Below are 20,060 nucleotides of genomic sequence, written 5' to 3'. Positions count from 1 at the left end.
CTACACGGTCCCCAGTCGAGTCTGCGTCAGTGCACGCAGCTCCGAGACTGATTCCAAAGCACTGGGCGCCCACCGATCAAACTCAGCCTTTGTGCGAGCGCCCTCCTCAAATCCCTCGTTGTCGCGCGCTAGCCGCCGCAAGACACGGGTGAAGTTCGTCAGAGTCTGATCCTCATCCTCGTTCACGACTTCTAAATACGAGGCCAGCAGCTTGAGACCTTCGATGGCGATCGGAAGGCCGTCGGGATTGTATTCCTTCGCGGTCGCCTCCAGGTCGGAGAGGGCCCTTTCCCATCCACGCACCGCATCACGCTGCTTCCCGTCGCGGACACTTCCATGTACCAAGGCGTTCGCCAACAAATGAAGCCGCTCGGGCGCTTGATCCAACCATCGGTCGATGATGGGCATCGCAACCTGCGTTGGCGACCGCGAATGGGTGCGTGCATCAGCCGAAATCGTCGTGATCCGACCCGGTAAAAAGCCGAGAGCGGCGCAAATCTCCCACTGCAGGTGACGCATCTCTGCGATGTTGATCGGCCACCATCGCGCAAATTCCTGTGCCCTGTAGAACGCGATCACATCGACGGCGCGCTGCGAACCGCCGAGCTCTCGGCGCTTGAATTCCACCAAGCAGAATGAAGCGAACTCCTCGTCCGTCCCGTCATTCGTGAAATCCCGAAATGGATCAATCAAGATCGCGAGCGCACGCGTGCTCGCCTTGGCCTTGAGGAGCTTGATGACCCGCTCCACCTGGTTGATCTTTCCGCCATAGCGCCGGAGCCTAGTTCCATGCACAAAGGGCATCCGGTGCTCTAACCCGGATCGCTCGAGTTGCCACCATGACACGAGCTCCTTCAGCCAACGCCGACGCTCGGGGTCCTCCATTGGCTCCGGCAAGGGATAGTTTGAGGGAAGCGGCAGATCCTCGCTGGTCCCCACCGGCAAGTCGAGATGGACGATCAGCGTCCCGTTGGCAGCGTCGTTTGCAGCCGCTTCGCAAACGCGATCATAGACCTCGTTCAGATCGCTGCCTTGGATCATGACCGGGGCTCCCGGAACGATATCCGTCGACCAAATCCTGCGAACGATTGGAGACGGATCGCGGGAGTCCACACCGGCGCGTGGAATGGAGATAGGCTCAATCGCTACCGCCGGGCTGTTGGGCATGCCGGAGATTGTGATCAAGCGCGCCGCGTCTGACTCGCGTCCAGGCTCGAAGGTCGCACCGGAGACCACGAGTGTGCGGTGATCCTGATCCCCTTCCTGATTGTATATGTGCTCAAACTGGGCCGAATGCTCATGCTTGTGGCCGTGGAGCACAACAGCAATTCCGCGATCTCGCAAAAAGGCCCGGACCTGCTCCAAGTTCGACACGTCAGCAAATGGCTTCAACTCTTCACGCAGGCTTGGGGCGCGGAGATGATGATGGAGGAGCCCGATCCGAAGTTGGCGCCCGGCAGGCGGCTGTGGTGTTGTCTCGATTAGCTCGCGCAGGACCTCCAGTTGCTTGCCCGAGACACGCGCCATGTCGTAGCGCGCCATGTCATCGAGCTGGGCCCGCAGCTTGTCCGCCTTGGCAGGATCACCGCCAGCCGCAAGAGCGGGCAAATCCGCCCATACGCTCGCGAGGGGCTCCGGCAGAATCCGTGTGACGTGCGACCAATTGCTCGTATTGATCGGGAATACCGCCCAGAGCCCCTCCCCGCCTACAAGCCGATGAGGCCCACCATCGTTGATTGCCGAGTCCACGCCGTCCAGCCACGGCGTCACGCATCCCGCTTTCCGCCAGACATCGGTGAAGGCCTGGTAGCGAACCTGCGAACTCGGCGGACTATCGCGTGGAACATCGTGGTTGCCTGGTATCGCAACGATGTTCGCCGCGGTCACGCCCAGCGGCCCAAAGTGGCGGAGAAACAGATCGAAGAGAAGTTGATGCCCGCCAGGGCGTCCTCGATCTTGCGCGTCGCCCGAAAACAACACGCCGTCCAATTTCCGGTCGTTGCGCTTAAGACGCTCCGCAAGTCGACTGCACATCAGTTCGAGCGCAGATTCGCGCGTCTCTTGCTCGATTGCAGGGATATCGACCTTGTGATCGTCGCGCTCGAACGGTACCCCGGATTGCGCGAGATGAGCGTCGGTCAAGTGAAGAAACGTCGCGGAATTGGGCATGATCAGCTATAAATGAATGGCTAAGAGTGAGGGACATGGTCCCGCGAACGGGACCAGGCGATTTGGAGCTTGCAGACTGGCGTGAATGTCATCGGGCATGGAATCGATTTGGTCGAAGTCGCCGAATTGCGCCGGTGGATCGAAGACCCGCGCGATCCCTTGATACCACGCTGTTTCGTCCCAGCCGAACTTGAAGAGATCGGAGATGCGACCGATCGGATCGAACGCCTGGCTGGGCGGTTCGCCGCCAAAGAGGCGGTGCTCAAGGCACTCGGCACAGGATTTGGTGCGGGAGTCGCATTTACCGATATTGTGATTCACAGAGCTGCCGGCGCGCCACCGAATGTGCAGCTCACCGGCGGAGCGGCGAATGCCGCCGCGTCGCTGGGAGTGACCGCATGGCTGCTCAGCATCAGCCACGCTGGCGGAATGGCTATGGCGAGTGCTCTCGCGCTGGGCCCCGGCGCTCAAGCCGACGGCTCCTGAGCTGTGGGCGGCCCTTGAAAGGTAATCCGTCGCTCGTCGAGCTCGACAGCGATGCACCCACCCCGCGCGGCGACCACAGCCCGCCACACCTCGAATCCCTGGAGAATGGCCTGTTCCCACTCCCCAGTGGTGCGTTGCCGCACCTCTAGATGGGACGTCATATCCTCGATCGTACGCAGAAGCTGAAAGTCGAGTGCAGCCACGCCTTCGAGGAAGCGATGGCGACGCGCATACTCGAATGCCAGCGCCGCCACGCCCTCCTCTATGACAGCGGCACGTCCGCCATCCTCAACTTCCTCCAGCAGCGGCCGACTTTTGCGCTTCCGCCGGAGCAAGGCGCGGGTGATGGGCGACCAACCCAAGACTGCGGCATAAGCGAAATGAAAGACGTCATGGAACCGATAGCCATCGGGATCATAAGCATTGTCGGTGAGTTCAGCGCCGAACGGCTTTCCGTCGATGACGACGCGCACCCGTTGACGATCCTCACCTTGAATATCGATGAGCTCAACTTCGAACCGACGTGGTAACCGTTCGTTCTCCGGGAGCTCTGCATCAAAGCTCAACGGCTTATCACGCTCAGTGGCCCAACGCTGCTTGACCTTCGCCAGGTTCGCGGTAGCGACGTCAGAAAGTGAGAGATCGAACTTACTCGCTACATTGGCGACGTACCAGAGCAAATCGCCCAGTTCCTCGGACACGCGCTCCTTGAAGAGCCGATGCGCTTCACCATCACGGAGATGCTTCTTATATTCGCTTAGAAGCTGGCCGGTCTCACCGGCGAGACCGAGCATGGGTACGATTAGCGAAGCGGCATCGTCAACGCCGTCGCGCGCGGGCACACGATCAGTGCCCAGCGCCTCCTTCTGATAGTTGTCGAAATCCATGCACGGCTCCTTCGGCGTCACCCCGCTGCAACGCGTTGCGACGCTGCAACACGAATCTTGTCGTTGAGCTTCCACTTGGGTGGATAAAACAGATCGATCGGCTCTGGGGTCGGTTCGAACTTCTGCTTGATGCGCACGCGGCCGGTCTTTCCTGCGACTTGCGGGTGCGCCACGCGGGCATACTTGTCGACCTCGCAAAATAAGTTCTGGCAGTCGATCAATTGCAGCCGGCGCCCCCAAAGCGATTGAAAATCGAGACCGAGCCGCTCGAACTCCTGCTCCTGCAAGTCGACCATCAACCGGATGAGTTCGGGCTCGTTCAAGCCGCCTGGATCGACGAAACACTTGCGCAGACCGTCGCGTGCGCCCGGCCCGGGCACCACGAAATCCATCTCGCTGAAATCGGTGAGTTCGCTATAGTTGATATCGGTAATAAACTGATAGGCGAGAAAGTCGCCGATCGTCGGATAGTCACGCAACTTCTCGAAGCCCTCCTGCATCGTCCTCGTCTGCGCCAACCGCTCGGCGAGCCGATCGGCCATCATGCGCTCGAGCAGCAATAGGTGGTTCTGATGCTTGGCCGTCCGCCCGAAGGCCCGGCTGCCTGGCGGCATGATGTAAGCGGCCGAGTAGATGCGACGGCCTGCCTGCATCGCTCGCGCCAGAACCGCGTCATAGGCAGCGAAGCGATAATCTTCGAAGGTGACCGGTCCGCACGCTTGCTCCAGAAGCTCCCACGTCTCAATCTTATTGAAGAGCTTGAACAGCAAGATGCGGAAGAAAACTTCGCGCGGCGACTTGGGCAAGTCGTCACGATAGATGACATTTCGGATCAGATATTGGCTGACGCGGTCGGACGCCCGATAAGCGTTCGTGAACTTGTAGATCGCCAGCACGGGATTGCTAGTCCACGGATGGGTTTCACCGAGTGCGCGGCGGAAGAATACCGCCTGCCGTTCGGCAGCGAAGCGCCAATAACTCTCATAGACCTCCGACACCTTGGCCGGCGCCAAGTGACGCAGCACGATCGGCGTTGGCACCGCCGACGGATTAGGCTGCCGCGCGACGATCGGCAGATCCATTGGCAGTGATGCAGAGGTTGCGCTTGGACGCGATTTCGGGGGACGACCGCGCGGACGTTTCGGCGCAGCTTTCGAAAACTTCGGACTCAATGCGTCACTCCCGCGGTCGCAGCAGCGACAGACACCCGCGCCATCGGCGCGACGGACGGCCCGACGAGGGCATGGGCGGCGGCGACCAGCGGTGCGAAATCCGTGTCGCTCTTGGTGATCCGCTCGAGCTTGGCGATCCCGACCATGACGTTCAGCCGCGCGAGCGGCATGCCCATCTCATGAGCCATGAACTCGCCGAGCTGAGCTAAGCCGAGGTAATTGCCGTAGGCTTTGTCGAATATTTGTTGGGTGGCATAAAAGGCGTTGGCGACGAGGCCAGCGGCGGTCGGTTCGAAGCTCACCTGCTGCAAGCAGGGAAAGCCCAACTGCGCGCTAGCGACGTGGTCACGGCCGGGATCGAAGGTGGTCGCTTGAAGCATCGAACGGCGCACGCCCGTCCTTGAATTGAACTGAGACAAAATCCACTCCAGTTGATTGCCGTCACAAGGGCCGCGCCCGTACATGACCATGCGCTCGAAATACAGGCCGCGGCCATTGGCTTTTCGGTTCATCGCCTGCCAGCGCGGAAATGTCGCACGATAGAGGGTAAAAAGGCGGGTCCGGTCGCCGCGCGACATCTCCCAGAGGCGCTGCGGAAAGATCGTGAACGCGACGTCGTCGACGACGAGCCGGCCCTTGCGCTTGAGCAGCCGATCAAGGGCTTGGCGCACCGCCGGATCTTCCGCAGCACCGTTTTGGTCGAAGCCGCTCAGGCTCAGCATCAATGGGGCGACCTCGGTGCCGGCTCCATCGAGCACTTGGAGAAGCAACCGCGCCCACGCGCGCGAGATATTGGTCTCATCGATTACCACCGGCGGCGGCGCTACCAGACTCTTGGCCTTACTCATCCGGGTCCTCCTCTAGATGGCGATACTGTGCGAGACCGATGTAGCCGTACGGTTGGTTCTTCTGGACCGGCGCCACGCGCACGAAGACCGCCCAGTCGCCAGCGCTGGCCTGGAATATCCCCGGCTTCGCTGCCCGGAACAGGCGGCCGACATCTAGATCACGCTCTAAGACAAGCCCGCCGCCCACGACCTCGGCGCCAGACGGCAGAAGAACCAGTGTCTTGACCTCCGCGTCCAGAGTAGGCGCGGCGCGATGGCGATCGGCGACGATCAGCGGGTCGGGCGTCAGGGCGCCGAGAATATCCGTGCGCAGCGCCTTGGGCGTGACCCGTTGCAGGGCGGCTGCGCGGCCGCGCGACAACATGCTCACGCCTGCCGAGAGGTGGGTCAGAAGCGTCGCGTAACCGACGCCGAACTCGCAGGCGATCGTAAACATCTGCACCGGCGTTGCCGTTTCCGGCGTCCAGCGCCGAACCGCGAAGGCACGACGCAGGCCGATGATGGGCATCAGAGTGAAACCCGCGAAAGTGTCAGCCAGAAACTCCTTTGGGTCCTCCCACGGATGCGCCTTCGCGTCCTCGCGCAGCTCGTCGATCGACGAGCCGTGGCCGAACACGTGATGACCGAGCTCATGCGCGCAATTGTAGGCGCGCCGCGGTAGCGGCCGTCGCGCCGATAGATGGATGCGCGGTGGAACGCCGCGCTGATACATCCCTTCCATGTTGATGTTGTTGAAGCGCACCGCCACCCCCAGCGTCTCGCACAGCCCGTAGATACAGATTGGGCCTGCTTGATCGAGCTTCGCCTGCGCCCGTGTGGCCGCGGCGGCCTGCATGGCTTGGGTCGCCAGGGCGCGGCGATTGAAGCTGGATTTGGTGGTGCGCATTACATTCATCAGCGATCGCCTCCGTTCGCGGTGGAATCGCTGCGCATGGCGGCTAACAGTTTGAGCAGGCGTTCCAGATCGTCGGGCTTGAGTTTGATGAGTTCGCGCGCGGCGAGTTCAAGTCGCGGGTCCTTGGCGTCGAGCGTCTCGGGCGCCTCGCCAAGCAGCCAAGCAACGCTAACGTCATAGATCTCGGCTAGCCGAGCGAGCTCATCGGCTGAGACGCGCCGGTTGCCGGCCTCCATCTCGCTGACAGAGGGGCGGTGCAACCCAAGCATCTTCGCGACGTGGCCTTGTGACAGACCAGCAAGCTTGCGCGCCTCTTTCAGACGCTCGGCGATTTGGCCCCGTTTGGCGGAATCGAGTTCCGTCATGCCGCTGCCGCTTCTTTCTTGCTTTGCTTCTCGAGCAGGGCGCAGACGAAAGCAGCGGTCTCGTCGATGGAGCGCGGGAGCTTCGTCGTCTCGTCGACGAAGATGTTCACGTCGTTCGGGATTGTCGCGCCGATCTCCGTGGCGAGGATCGTGGTCGCGACAGGCCAAACCTTGCTGTCGAATTTGGGCAGGCTCTCAACCGGCTTGATTGCACCGCTCAACGCTGGGCACTCCAAGCCACTATCAGCTTGAATCTGGCCGAGAACGGCGATCAGCTTGTCCTTAAGGGCAGCAGGGTCCATGGAAACCTCCTTGATCCGACACTTGGTAAGATATTCTTACGCTAACGATAGTTCAAGGGGTACTGCGCGGGCGGCGGCAGACCCCTATCTGGATGCTGGCCTCGCGCTCCAGCGCTAGAAATATGTACTCTTCGTGCTACATATTTGCCAAATCTGTAGTGCGAAGGTGCCAAATGCAGCTCCCCCACAATCCTCCTGCCGCCTCCGGCGAGCCCTGCGCAAGCTCGGCGCGGACATTCACGATGCCCGTCGACGCCGACGGCTGCCGATGGCGGTCGTCGCCGAGCGCGCCTTCACGTCCCGCTCGACGCTGCAGAGGGGTCGAGGCCGGCGACACCAACGTCAGCATCGGCATCTATGCTGGCGTTCTCGCTCGGCCTGCTCGACGGCCTGATCAAGGTCGCCGACATCAGCAACGACGGCGTCGGTCAGGCGCTCGCCAGCGCCGAGTTGCCCAAGCATATCCACCTCAAACGCAAGATCGGAGCCTCACGCGATGGCTGACTTCGAGGTGCATATCGATCTCGGCGGCCGCACGCGCCGCATTGGACTGGCGAGGAGCAATCGCGCTCGCGGCTCGGAGACCATCCTCTTCGAATACGATGGCGCGTGGCGCTCAACTACGCGAGCTGGAGGCGGATGGCCTAGTATTGCGCACAGTCTTCGCCGAAGTGCCGCCGCGTGTCGAATATGACATTACACCAAAGGCCCGCGCGCTCGAACCAGCGATGAAAGCCCTTACGGAGTGGTGGCAAAAGTATGGGAACACCGTACCGCCCAAACGCCGCGCCCCGCGCGGGCGGAAGCCAAAAAGCAGCTAAACTCGAGCCAGCCTTACGATTCGCTATCCCGTGAACAGTTGAGCACCGCGCGACGGCACTTTGCTTCTGGCAATCAATGCTTCTACCACGATCGAACCCAACGCTATGCGAAGTTCGGGTTCTTGAGAAGCGGCTCTCTTCATCCGCAGTTGCGCAACGAGGCGAGTAAACTCAGGCCAAGGCCGCGCAGCAAGATAGCCGACCATTATGGCTTGCTCGGTGTTGCGAGAACGAGAGTTGGTTACCAGCATGACCAACCGATGTTCCCAAAGTTCTACGAGCGCATCTGCCGGTGCCTCCCGTTCCTGCCGAACAAGCGCCGGCACTATCACATCTCGCTGCGCCGGGTTAGCCACGTGCGCACGCAGAATGGCCACATCCTCAGCGCCGAGCTGTCGATTGCTGCCGAATACCGCGAGAGCAGCGACCCATGGTCCTGGTCCTACCACGATCGTCATGCCAGGAGTCGGCCCCACGGCAACACTTGGATCGGCAGGTGTGTATGGTTTCGCCTTGGCGGCACGCTCTCGTACCTTCGCCAGCAAGCCCTCGGGATCGAGGCCTTGACGCCCCAGAGCGGCGTACATCTCAGCGGTCGACATCGACATTGGCGTCACCGAATTCGCGATGCGCTCAATAAGCGCCAGAGCGGGCGCTCGCTGATCCGCGGGAACTTGGCTCATTACATGCGCGAGAATTCGCGCGTGCTCGCTGTCCTCGAAATCGCTATCGGCCTTTCGCAGCCTCTCGCGCGCCGTAACCACGAGTTCGTCAATCACGTTGGCGGGCAACGCACGAGCGTCGCCGGCAGCGATCAAGAATCGTGTGTAATAGCTGTTAGGCACTGCTCCCGCAGATACAAATTCCGCAATGACACGCGCGACCAATTCCTTGGAGCGCTCGCTATCGTCAAGGCCGGCCATAATCGTCTCAAACGCCGGCACCTGCTTAGGATCATCAGGAACTCCGTGGAAGCGTTGAAGCGCTTCAGTCGCAGCCAGTAAGCGCGACGTGGTATCGCCAACGACGCGGCTTAGGCCTTGACCAATCACTTCGGAGTAGCCTTGGCCCGACAAGGCCTGAAGAAGACTCCGATCCGACGGATCGAGAGCAGGAAGGCCCCGGTCAACCCGCGCCTTGGAAATCACGCCAAGAACGTCGGCGACCGCAACGCGAACCCGGTCACGCGCGCCACGGCCACGCTGCGCATCAGTATTGTGGATCAACCACTCCTGGGTCGCTTTCGCAAAACCAAGGAATGCAGGGAACGTCCTCACAGGATCGAGCGCCGCAGAGTATGCCAACGCCTCCGCATAACTGACCATATTGGCCTCGGTCAGGTCCAGAATTTCAAAGTCCATCTGGTTGACTGGGACGCGCGCGATCTCCCGGGAACGACGATTGCCACCCGGGACCCGCTCCAAGATCACGTCGAGGCTCTCCGGCCGACCATCACTCAACGCAAGCCAAGCAGCGCGCTCCACGTCCAAAGGGAAGGGCGACGCACTAAGCACTGGCGGCTGCCTCCCCGCGAGTGTGCCATATCTTGCCGCCGCAGCCGGATCGAGGCCCGCAAGCACCGCGTCAAACCAGCCACGCGAGCGATCGGTCCCCTCGTGCGTCCAAAATCCAGTGGTATAGCCCGACTGCAGTGGCGCCGCTGCGGCAGCATTGCTCGATAGATCTGCAACCGAGATCCCTGTGTCGACCCTCTCAAGCGGCAGGATACGGAGCAGCGGTTCAAGCCATCTGGTCCCGTGCCGCACCATCAAGGTCCCGCCAGCCCCTGGCTCGACGTAGTAAATGAGGCCGTAGCTCAGGAGCAGCAGCGCGAGACCACCAACCGCCAGGCCGGTCACCACCTGGCGGAGCCGTATGGCGACAGTTTCGAGGACGGTTCGGTCTCGAACACGGCGCGCCAGACTTGCGACCGGCAACGTAACCGCTGAGATCGACACGCCTCCCTTCACAGGCTCTTGCCGCGCCCCACCCTTCTGCTGGAACACGTAGAGCGGCACCTGCACACAGAGGGCCGGGAACAGCTCTGCGTCAACATCCAACTGCGTCTTGCGTCCGCTGAACTGAGCGGCGCTCCCCGTATTCAGGAGATCGAGCAGGTGCGCACTAAATACTCCATGTTTTACTCCCGTGTCCTCCCACGTGCGCTGAGTCTCTCGCGACGATGCCACATAGAGGCGCGCATCGCTCTGACCAAGCGCCGCGAAAAACGACATGCGCCGCACGAGCCCCTCGGCGAAGCAGCAATCGAGAATTAGGATCGTCCGCTTCGCGTCGATGCTTGTGAGCAATCGATCCAAAGTCTCCGCGGGTAGCAAAGGAAGGCTGCCAATTTCCTGAGCAGGCTGAACAAGAAATCCGGCCGTGGCCTCGTCAACCCAGCCGTGGCCAGAGAGGAACACCCAGCAGAGCTCGTAAGGACCGCCCTTCGCAAGCAGTCCCAGACCGGCCTCGACTTTTGCCGCAGTCGCTTCGTCTTCCGGAATCCTGACAACGTTTAGATCGCTGGCGCCAGGCCAGCACGTTCGAAGATATTGCTCGACGGCGTCCGCATCGTTGACAGCGAACTGTAGGGACGAAAGGCCTGTGCCGCCGATCGAGCGATAAGCGCCAATGCCGACAAGAAATGCTCCGACCCTCGCCATATCACCAAGTGAAAAAGTTTCGCACGCTCGGCGCGGGCCTCGCTATCACGTTCTTAGCTCCGGGGGGTTGAGGAACGCTCGTCACTAACTTTTGCAGGATTAGCGGGGTCGAGATTCCGACGTGAAAGGCGATGATCCCTTCGGCACGCCCACCGAAATAAAGCCACGCAACGAACCCGCCGGCCACGATCATGGCAAGCGTGATCCCCCAATAGAACAAGCTGACGCGATAGGCCGGAAGCTGCTCGGCCTCCCGTAGATTCCACCAATGAAGTATTTCGGCCACGATGCCGCCAGCGCAGCCGACACCGAAAACCGTTAACGCCCCTTCCAGCACCATCTGGGTCCCCCTAGCCTGCCTTCTCGGCTCCTAAAACTGCCCTGGCAGCTCAAAACGCATCCTAACCCGCGCGCGACGAACCGCAGCGCGCTCAACCGCGTCGAGAGACAGCAACGCGGGCTCCTTTGCATCGCTTTCGATTGCCGCCATGACTTTCAGCATGACATCAATTTCTGCGGCCTGTGAATCACCGCCACCATGATGATGTCCATGATCGCTATCGACGTCTCCATGGGCATGGTGGCTCCCGTGCCCGTCCAACGAGACGCCCACGAACGGCTCATCGACTATCACCCAAGGCTTGTTGACCTCGAACCATTCCGCGCCATGGAGTTGTCTGCGTTTGATCACACCGGGGCGCGACGCTTCCTGCGCTCTGAACCAGTCTTCGATGCGATCATCGACCCAACCGTGGAGCCGCCAGAACACCGGATTGACATGTGATGAATAGAACTCACCGAGGTAGTCATACTTGGGTGAGCTCCATTTGTCCGAGAAATCGAATGACGGCCGCTCACCAGGCTCACCTGTGTCAGGGTCAACGATGATCTCACCGGTGTCCGGGTCGCGTGCCGGCGTCATCCAGCGATTGTGCATGGCGTTGTGAATCGTGAACTCCAGCAGATTGCCGAGAGCGCCAAAGCTAAGGCTGGCGAGCACCGACGGACTTGTGTATGTCGTCTCCCACTGCCGCATTACCGAGGCGAAATAGTCTGGGGTCTTCACCCAATCGCCAGTGGACGGGACCATATTACCTGACGCGGCGACATCCTTCGTGAAAATCACTGTGCCGGAGGGATTCTTGCCGGGCGAATAGACGACCTGCGCGACGTCGGCCGGCGGCAACTTCTTCCAAGAGACTGGCGGCGCGAGCCCCTGCCGCACGTAGTCCTCGCGCACCATCTTGATCATCCAGCGATGCATAAACAGGAAGTCTTCTCCTGCACCGTTATCGAGGATCAGATTGTTGCCGTCGGCGCGCTTCTTGCGAGGCGGCCGTGCAACTTCCCAGCCGAGGTCTCTGATTTGAGCCCTTGTCTCTTCATGCTTGAAATTCGGCCATTCTCCGCGAACGGTATGCCACGCCGCATGCCAGAGCCGATGCCATTTGCCTGCGAGCATCGCAACGGCCGTGGGAGCCAGCATCACGCCGGGAATATCTCGCGGTTCGCGAAAATCCCGCTGGACCGCGATGACGCTGGCCGTGACTCCGGCTTTGGCTGTGCCGTGATCCTTGGCCCGCATGACCGAACCGACGAGGCACGTGCGTGGATGCGTCGTCTCCGGCCAGTGCTTGGCCAATGTGAGCTCGTAGACGTACTCAAAAGCTTCAATATCCGAGCCCTTCGTGCCAGTTCCGCGAAGCCGGACCAGGGCCGGCTCTTGAGATAGGAGCTCCCCCTCGATGGACATCACTGCGCGCTCGGAATCATCCTCTTTCGTCGGCCACGACAAGAGACCGGTGATCTTGCCATTTAGAGACGCGACGAGCGTCAGCTCCGCCTCAGCGAATTGAAGCTTATTGAAGTCATTGACGATGTCCGGCTCGTTGAGGAAGCTTCGGTAAGTGTATGTGCCGGTGATGTCCGTGGGTTTCATACGCCTACCCCGCTTCGATCTCTTTTGAAACGCGAACGGCTCTTGCCTCAGGCTCTTCCTCACATCCCGCAAAACCAAGACATGCGGAGATCGCAAATCGCTGAATCAAAGACGCGATAGATTTCATGGGTCGGAACGATTGCAACGGACTGCCAGACGCTCTGCCGTCTGACCGACACACATCGTCCTAAAATCTTCAATCTATCCTTAGCCCCAAGCGAAGCGCCAATGCTCCCTAACCAACATAATTATCTGAAATTGCACGCACAACGTGTAACATCGTTACTTGTTGTAAGCAATAGCAATGCGAGCGTGCCCGGGAATTTTTGCCTACAACGAAACAACAATCGCTGAGCCCCAGCCACTTCTACGTTTCGTCCATCGTCGCCGACTATCGTTGGAAACGCATATCGAGATCATTCCTTGCCGTCGATCTTCAGATCGGTCGCAGAGCAGCACGAACTAACAAGTCGTTCAGCCGAGCAAGGCAGTCATGGCGGCGACGCTCAAGATCACGTGCCAACCGATGATCCCGCACGTCGAGATATCCGCGGCGTTGCTCTAGGCGGCCGTCCTTGATCCCGGCGATGAGCAATCCCCGTAGCTCGGTCAATTCATCATCCAAGTTCTTCAGACCCGCTCTCCAAGCCGGTTCCTCAAGGTAGCGCCAACCGCCAACCGCCTTGCGGATTACGTGACGGCTTTGGCGGTCGACCAGTTCCCCCGTCCGCAGCGCGGCCTGCGTGTCCTTCAAAGCTTGCAGGAAATCGTCGAAATGTTCCTGCCCGAGCGGATCCGTAAATGCTGGGCGATGGAAGGCCGTTGCGATCGTCTCGAGGATCAAGCGATCCTGGTCGCGCGCGTTCCGGATGCCAATGATCTGGTCGTAGTACCGCTGCTGGAGATCGGAATAGGCATTGAGCCACGTAACATAGTCATCCCAAAACCAAAGCTGCACCTGGAAATGGCCTGCCGCCCGATGTTCCTCGTCGAGCAACCGGGCTTGGCGCTGTATCCCAGCGTCGCGCTTTGCGGTCGTCGCCAGGACCCAGAGGTCGAGTTTCGGCCGGAAAGCAAGCGCCTTGTCCACTTCCGATCTGAGCAGCTTTCGATCGATCGGTCCGCCGGGAAGAGGATTGTTGTTCTCATCCAGATCATCGAGCCGCTTGCACTGCACACCGATCGCGCCAGCGCGGGTTCGGGCGGCGTAGACATCGACCCCATCCTGGGCTTGCCCGGGTCGACCTTATCTTATTTGCCATCGCGATTCCATACGCGAGCTCAACGACCGATTGGGTCAGCTCCTCGAACTGCTGCCAATAAAGCGGTGGCTGGAAAAATTGAGTAACCTGCCCCATCAGCGAAATGTCTCCAATCGATCGAGCGGCATCTCGCCGGCCGCGGCAGCGCCAACTCCGTGAAGTTGAAACAAGCGGTCGAAGAACCGTTCGATCAATGCTTGCACCACTCCCCGCCCACAAGTCCGTTCGCGCCGAACCGGAACACCTCTTCGCCCTCGGGCCGCAAGCCGCGACCGGGGCGGACACCTTGATCGAATAAGCGGGGAGCGACGGCATTTGCAGACAGCCCGCGTCACGGATCGCTCCGTGGCATGCTAGCCGTCACCCACCGAATGATACCACCTGTCATGTAGACGACGGCACCACGCGCTGTTCCGGTAGCGCGGAGATAGTCGCCCAACTGTGCGGCATGCTCGCGCATATCCTGTTCACTGGGCGCGACATCGCTCTTCCAGTCGAGCACAGCAAAGGGCTGCCCATCTTGAAGCGCGATCGCATCGATCCGTCCCGCGAGGGCGGATGCCTCAGGCGGACCCGCGAGCATCGCATAGATCGGCCATTCGGAAACGAGGTTCGGCCTAAGGGAAACGACTTCGGGCAGCGCTAGGGTGCGCAAGACGGTTGTAGCGATTTCGTCTGGATCTGGAAGCTGCGCACCGTCTTCGGTGTCGATCACGAGCTGCGTCACTAACACCCGCGCTCGCGCAGCGACATCTGACGCATCCTCGACCAGCTCGCCTGTAAGTATCTCCTCCATGAGCTTGTGTAGGACAAGGCCACGCACACGGCCGGCGCCAATCGGCAATTCGGTTTCTGGGGCCTCGCCGAGTTCGATAGCAATCGCCTCGCCCACGGGCGCGCGATCTGGATCGTGATCGCTCGGCCGCAGCCATCGAAGCGGCGTCGCCGCGCTGTCAACGATGACGCGCTCCGCCTCAAAGAGCTCCCGCGTCTGCCCGTTCATCGGCTCGACGACGATCGTGCGCGCGACAGGCGACAGCCGCGAAAGGACAAGCTGCGGCAAGTCCCGTTGCGCGAGATCGACAATTCGTGCCCAGGATCGCTGTTCGGCCTGAGGTAGCTCGGGAACGATCAGAAGCTCGCAGGCGCGCGTACAGGCGACATACCAGAGGCGCTCTCGTTCCCGCGCCAGGCTGTCGTCTTCAGACTCGAGTGCGCGAAGTAGTTCAGGCGGAACAACGTCGCCGATCAGCCAATGCAATGTCTCGTCGGCGGCGCGGTAGACGAACGGTTCGCGCGAGCGCAACAACGTACCCGTGTTGATCGGGATCACTACCGGCCATTCAAGGCCCTTGGCGCTGTGAATCGTAATGATCTCGATCGCGTCTCCTTCCGAATCGACCCGTCCCTCGTTGTGGGGGACCCCATCTCGCCATTCCTGAGCGAGATCGCGGACGAACTTTTTGAGGCCTCGTACGCCATATGGCCGTGCGCGTTCCAGAAACGCCTCGATATTGGCGGCCGCACGGGCACTACGATGGCCCTCTCGCGCAGCAAGGAAGGGACGGACCGAAAGGCGTTCGACGGCTTCAGCAAGCAGCAGCGCCGGCGTGGTCGCCCGAGCGCGTCGTCTGAGGTCCTGAAGGATCGCTAATGCGCGACGCGCGTGCGGATGGACTACATGGTCCAGATCCGTCAGGAGCGAGAAGCGCGGCATCGCGCTAGACTGCGAAGGAAGCCCAGCGGTGATGTCGAGCAGCTCTTCCTCGGTGAGCCCAACCAGCGGCCCGCGCATCAGCGCGCCGAAGGCCAGCGTATCGCCAGCGTCCGCGAGTGTACGAGCCAGCGCGAGCAAATCCTGCACCTCCTGACGACGAAACAGGCTTTTGCCGGCCTGCGAAGCGATCGGAAGGCCGCGCTGCTCAAGTGCACGCTCATAGCGCCAGAGTTCGGCACCTGTCGGCGCCAGCAAAGCGATGCCGCCGGCGGTCAGCGGCACCGTAGTGCCGCCCTCGTCACGGACGCGAAGATTTCCGATGAGCCGCGCACAGAGGTCGGCGACGGCTTCCGCTTCAGCATCGCGGATTTGCGCAGGTCTCGAATCCGGCGGAACATCTACCGTGATCCGAGCCGCGCAGGGCAGATCATGGTCGGGGCCATCAAGGGTCGGGGCGAGCGGCACATAGCCTGGCTGGCCGTCGCCCGACAGCGGGCGCGCGAAGCAGCGATTGATGTACGCGAGAATCTCGGGACGCGATCGGAAGTTGGCTGTGACCTGAACGATGTTGTCCGGAAATTGCCGCTCGATGGTTGCCCGCGCCTGCGCATAGGAGCCAATATCGGCGCCGCGGAAGCGATAGATCGCCTGTTTCGGGTCGCCGACCATGAACAGCGCGCCGGAGCGCAGCAAGCTGTCCTGCCAACGCTCGGCGCGGTCCTCTGTCGCAATCTGGAACAGGATCTCCGTCTGGATCGGATCCGTGTCTTGAAACTCGTCGACAAAGATGTAGCGGTAGCGTTCCCCGAGCGCGCGGCGAACAGCGTCGTGCTGACGCACCAACGCACGCGCCTTTTCGAGTAGGTCGTCAAAATCGAGGACCGCGGCTGCGCGCTTGAAGGCTGCGTAGTCATTGAGCACTTCGTCGAGCTCTGCCGAGAGCTGAGCGACGAGAGCGGTTGCAATCCGCCCCAGCAAGGTCCGGTAGCACCGATCAACCCGCTCGAAGCATGCAGTCGCCTCTTCGTTGACGCGCGCGCCACGTTCCTTGCCCGCGACCCGCTCCCAAGCCGATTTCCTTCTCGGCGTCAGAAGATCGAAGCTACGTCGACGCATGCACCCCAGTTGCGGCGGATGTGCAAGACGCCAGAGAGTTTCAAAATCGGGTGGCGGATCGAAACTCCCGGCGTAGAAATTGGCAAGTGTCTCCAGCTCACCGACAAGCTCCAGGGTTTTGGGTTCCGGCGGCTGCGAGGATATCCAGCGCCGGAAGTCCGCGACAGCATCGGCGAGGTCGATGTCCGGGCGACCTCCGAAGTCCGCAGACAACGTGCGGGCTCCACGATATCTGAGCCGGAAACGGGCGAGCGCCTGGAGGGTGTCCACAACGCGGCGTGGATCGTCGCGCGAGAGCGTCACAATGGGGTCACCGGGCCGCTCCGGCGCGTTCAGTCGCCTTTTCAGCCACTGCTCGAACACTGAATCGAAGGCGGCTGATGCTTGGACGGCGTCGAGGATACGTGCGCCTGGATCAATGTCCGCCTCGACCGCATAGCTGGTGATGATTGTCTGGCAGAAGGCGTGGATGGTGGCGGTGGTCAGTTCGTCGAGCTTCGCCGCCGCGGCAGAGAGCACACGCCGTTGATCGGCGTCGAGGCCATGCGGTATAGCAAGCCGTAGTGGTTGAGGCACGCGGTCCGCCAGCAGCTCCTCGACATAACGATGCACGCGCGCGGAGAGCGCACTAGCGGCTAGTTCGGTGAAGGTGATCGCAGCGATCGTGCCGGGCTCGGCGCCGCCTGCGAGCAGCATGGTGAGGCGTCCGGCCATCAGCGCCGTCTTGCCGGTGCCAGCAGCAGCCTCGACGAGCAGCGTCACACCAAGATCTGTGAGGATGCGCAACCGCGCGGAATCGTCGGCGAGGGTCATCGACACCCCCATATCCGCGCAAACTCGCCGAAGGCGCCCATGAATGCTGCGTTCTTGATCTGGAAATAGGTCGCGGGAGACGCTGGCAATGCGATGCGAAAATCGTTGTGCTCCTCCTGCGCGTCGGGGCCAGGCAGGGCGCGTCCGGCGCGCAGGAGGGCTACGGCCGCCGTAACGTGTGAGCCAAGCTCCGCGATCGTCTGATCGACGTCCGGCAGGCGATATGCCCTTGGCTCTTCGTCGCCGAGAAAGACGAGGCGCGCGATCACACGCGGACTGTCGGGGAGCAACTGTCCGGCAGCGATCGCATAAATGACGCGTTGAAGCTCCGCACCACGGCCGAGCACAATTTCGTCCGCCCGGCGCGGTTCAACGCCGGTCTTATAATCTGAGACGCGTACGGCGCGGCCGTCGCCGGTGAGATCGAGCCGATCGATGCTCCCTTGAACACTCACTTCGGTGCCGGGAATCGCCACCTGGGCGTTGGGGCTCCAAGGCAGATCGTGCGTTGTCGCACCAGCTCTACCATGCCCGAAGGCAAGTTCGGTCCAACTGCGTGTACCGGGCTGAAATGTCTCGTCGAGCGTCAACGCCTTGAGGGCGAGCTGCGCCGCAGCAGCGAGCGTATGTTTCCACAGCAGTGCGGGCGGCACAGACCGCTCGAGCGGCCAACGCGCGCGGATTGCCTCGGTCGCACCCGCCAGCGTAGCTTCGATTTCCTGGCGCGACGCGCGCGCATAGCCCGGCGTAGGTTCGAGTGCATCGACTGCGTGTTTCAGCAACTCATGGACCAGTTCGCCGTAGGCGCGTGCGTCGAGCGCGAGGGGCTGATCGTCTTCTGAAACCGCTTGCCAGCCCAACGCGTAGCGCCAAACGAAGGCGAGCGGGTCGCGCAGCATCAGCCGCAAGGAGGTGGCGGACTGGATTTCGCTGATCGCGCGAGCGATCTGTGGATGGTCCCCGCGGACCTGGCCATCGTGCGCAGTGACCGCTGGGCGTCGCCAATTGCGCCAGCAAAGATTGGCGGCGACGAGCGCTGGCGATGCTGCCGCCTCGTCAGGCCGCGCAAGAATCCGATCGGCCTCACTGAACGCATGCTGTGGGATACGTGCCCGCTTGAGAACCTGCGGAGATATGCCCTGCGGGATCAGTGGGCTCGCGGATAGCTGGCCGCCTTGAGGGTTTCGCCGGCTCCGCGAGAGAACACAGCCCTGCGTCGCGTGACGGGCAATCACAGCGAAGGCGCGCCGATCCCGCTCGGTGATGGGATCGGCATCGAGCACAGCACGCGGCAAGATGTGGGACGGTATCAGCGGATCTTCCACGGCGCGGCGTGGCCAGGAGCGTGAGGTCATGCCGAGCATCCGCACCCAAGGACGCGGCGCACCCGCGACGTGGCTTGCCGGGCACCAGGCGACGGCCGCACCGGGATCACGACCATCGGGTAGGCGTAAATCCTGTAGCGTAAATTCCAGCGCTTCGGCCGGAGCGCGCCGAAGTGCTTCGGTCCAGAGCGTGCGAGCAGCGGTGCCCAGCAGCAATGCACCAGCCTGCGTAGCCGCTTCGGGGCCGCGCGCAAGAAGCTGGAGAACGGGCATCACGATCGGCCTTGGGTCAACTCCGTCGGCGTGGCGCCCTGCCCCCTCATCGAGCGCGCGACGCCACTGATCGAGTTCGAGCAACGCGGCGCCAGGCCGAAGACCGAGCGACCAGTCCGCCTGCAGGTCCGCCAGCGCACGACTTCGGCCTCGAGCATGCCCGAACAGCCGACGAATGCGATCTTGGCTGAGGCCGTTGAGCAGAACATCGGCGAGCGCTGCACACGCCTGCCCCTCTCGCGACGCAAGGGCCGGCATTCCGTGCGAGAAATGCAGCGGTAGCTCGGAGTCTGCTACCAGCACCAGAAAATGTTCGTCCCACTCCTCGGTCGCCGTGGCGCAGATCGCGATCTCGCTAGGTCTCGCGCGGCCCGAAGCGATCAGTTCGCGCATCCAACGCAGGGCTTCCACGATTTCGGCGCGCGGATTGGCGCACGAAGTCACTGATATGCTGGCAGGCGGGCCGACATCGCTGACGACGATTTGCCCCGGAAACCAGGTCGTCTCAAGTGTGCCGGGGTCGCGCCAGGCGAGTGGAACCGTCTTGGCGAGCGCCGCAAGCAGCGGGCGCCAGACCAAGGCGATCGCAGCTACTCGATCGATCTCGATCGGCCCCAGTGTCGCGGGAGCATGGGTGACGCGCGCGAGTGCGCCATCTCGTAGGTCGCGTGGCGTCAGTACGCCGGCTGGCAGGTTGGCTCGAACACGGCGCTCGATCTCTGCGAGCTCGGCGAGCCGCGCGCTATGATCAGCGAGTCTCTCAAGATCAAGATCGGCCTGCCAAACCCTCGCAAGCGTGCGGGCGATCGAACGTGCGGTACCTGGAAGTCGGCGAACCCCTTCGAGCTCCGCCAATCCGCCGGCATCGAGCGCAGCGCGAATGGCTGGATCGAGGTCCTGCAATCTGGCCGGCCGGCTGAAGCCTCCAGCCAGACGCGCGGCAAGCAGCGGGAATGTGAAAATCTGCAACCCAGATTCCGCGCACTGCGCGGCAATGATCCGCGCAG

At 61.8% G+C, this 20,060-nt stretch carries 14 protein-coding genes and 3 pseudogenes; 4 read left to right on the top strand and 13 right to left on the bottom strand.

Features of this window, described 5'->3' with window-relative positions:
- Entirely contained in the window at positions 1–2,142 is a 2,142-nt protein-coding gene (locus NLN62_RS49520) for a metallophosphoesterase (protein WP_254114073.1), read from the bottom strand.
- A gap of 108 nt (positions 2,143–2,250) precedes the next feature.
- Here NLN62_RS49520 and acpS point away from each other — a divergent pair, with 108 nt between their 5' ends.
- On the top strand, positions 2,251–2,655 hold the full coding sequence (gene acpS, locus NLN62_RS49515) for a holo-ACP synthase (RefSeq protein WP_254114072.1): 405 nt from the start codon (positions 2,251–2,253) through the stop codon (positions 2,653–2,655).
- Here the strand turns inward: acpS and NLN62_RS49510 are convergent.
- From NLN62_RS49510 to NLN62_RS49485, 6 genes are all read right to left on the bottom strand, one after another.
- Positions 2,637–3,542, bottom strand: coding sequence for a nucleoside triphosphate pyrophosphohydrolase family protein (locus NLN62_RS49510; protein ID WP_254114071.1), 906 nt, complete (start codon positions 3,540–3,542; stop codon positions 2,637–2,639). The genes acpS and NLN62_RS49510 overlap by 19 nt on opposite strands.
- A 17-nt stretch (positions 3,543–3,559) precedes the next feature.
- Positions 3,560–4,624, bottom strand: a complete 1,065-nt coding sequence (locus NLN62_RS49505) for a nucleotide kinase domain-containing protein (protein ID WP_254114070.1) — start codon at positions 4,622–4,624, stop codon at positions 3,560–3,562.
- An 86-nt stretch (positions 4,625–4,710) separates the two neighbouring features.
- On the bottom strand, positions 4,711–5,436 hold the full coding sequence (locus NLN62_RS49500; protein ID WP_371933162.1) for a thymidylate synthase: 726 nt from the start codon (positions 5,434–5,436) through the stop codon (positions 4,711–4,713).
- A gap of 118 nt (positions 5,437–5,554) precedes the next feature.
- The gene (locus NLN62_RS49495) at positions 5,555–6,448 is read right to left on the bottom strand and encodes an ImmA/IrrE family metallo-endopeptidase (RefSeq protein WP_254114069.1); all 894 of its coding nucleotides are present in this window, start codon (positions 6,446–6,448) and stop codon (positions 5,555–5,557) included.
- A gap of 8 nt (positions 6,449–6,456) precedes the next feature.
- Positions 6,457–6,822, bottom strand: coding sequence for a helix-turn-helix domain-containing protein (locus NLN62_RS49490; RefSeq protein WP_254114068.1), 366 nt, complete (start codon positions 6,820–6,822; stop codon positions 6,457–6,459).
- On the bottom strand, positions 6,819–7,124 hold the full coding sequence (locus NLN62_RS49485; RefSeq protein WP_254114067.1) for a hypothetical protein: 306 nt from the start codon (positions 7,122–7,124) through the stop codon (positions 6,819–6,821). The genes NLN62_RS49490 and NLN62_RS49485 overlap by 4 nt, the downstream gene beginning before the upstream one ends.
- 173 nt (positions 7,125–7,297) lie before the next feature.
- Here NLN62_RS49485 and NLN62_RS49480 point away from each other — a divergent pair.
- The 3 pseudogenes from NLN62_RS49480 to NLN62_RS49475 all read left to right on the top strand — a co-directional run.
- Positions 7,298–7,628 (top strand): annotated as a pseudogene (locus NLN62_RS49480) (hypothetical protein).
- Positions 7,621–7,737, top strand: a pseudogene (locus tag NLN62_RS53800) (type II toxin-antitoxin system HipA family toxin); the annotation flags it as partial. The pseudogenes NLN62_RS49480 and NLN62_RS53800, both read left to right, overlap by 8 nt.
- Before the next feature lies 1 nt (position 7,738).
- Positions 7,739–7,945: pseudogene (locus NLN62_RS49475) on the top strand (winged helix-turn-helix transcriptional regulator); the annotation flags it as partial.
- Positions 7,946–7,968: 23 nt separating this feature from the next.
- On the opposite strand, the gene NLN62_RS49470 reads toward NLN62_RS49475, so the two are convergent.
- The 6 genes from NLN62_RS49470 to NLN62_RS49445 all read right to left on the bottom strand — a co-directional run bounded on the left by NLN62_RS49470 (position 7,969) and on the right by NLN62_RS49445 (position 20,022).
- The gene (locus NLN62_RS49470; RefSeq protein ID WP_254114066.1) at positions 7,969–10,608 is read right to left on the bottom strand and encodes a caspase family protein; all 2,640 of its coding nucleotides are present in this window, start codon (positions 10,606–10,608) and stop codon (positions 7,969–7,971) included.
- A 1-nt stretch (position 10,609) separates the two neighbouring features.
- Entirely contained in the window at positions 10,610–10,948 is a 339-nt protein-coding gene (locus NLN62_RS49465; protein WP_254114065.1) for a hypothetical protein, read from the bottom strand.
- A 30-nt stretch (positions 10,949–10,978) separates the two neighbouring features.
- Positions 10,979–12,547 (bottom strand): hypothetical protein, encoded by a 1,569-nt coding sequence (locus NLN62_RS49460; protein WP_254114064.1) that lies wholly within the window; start codon positions 12,545–12,547, stop codon positions 10,979–10,981.
- A 436-nt stretch (positions 12,548–12,983) separates the two neighbouring features.
- Complete coding sequence (locus tag NLN62_RS49455; RefSeq protein WP_254114063.1) at positions 12,984–13,724, bottom strand: hypothetical protein; 741 nt, start codon at positions 13,722–13,724, stop codon at positions 12,984–12,986.
- A 416-nt stretch (positions 13,725–14,140) separates the two neighbouring features.
- Positions 14,141–17,455, bottom strand: a complete 3,315-nt coding sequence (locus tag NLN62_RS49450) for an exodeoxyribonuclease V subunit beta (RefSeq protein ID WP_254114062.1) — start codon at positions 17,453–17,455, stop codon at positions 14,141–14,143.
- Positions 17,452–20,022: a PD-(D/E)XK nuclease family protein gene (locus NLN62_RS49445; protein ID WP_254114061.1), complete on the bottom strand. Its 2,571-nt coding sequence runs from the start codon at positions 20,020–20,022 to the stop codon at positions 17,452–17,454. The genes NLN62_RS49450 and NLN62_RS49445 overlap by 4 nt, the downstream gene beginning before the upstream one ends.
- Positions 20,023–20,060 lie beyond the last annotated feature (38 nt).

Source organism: Bradyrhizobium sp. CCGUVB23, from assembly GCF_024199885.1.
In the GTDB taxonomy this organism is placed as follows: domain Bacteria; phylum Pseudomonadota; class Alphaproteobacteria; order Rhizobiales; family Xanthobacteraceae; genus Bradyrhizobium.
This window is presented reverse-complemented; position numbering and strand designations above follow the sequence as displayed.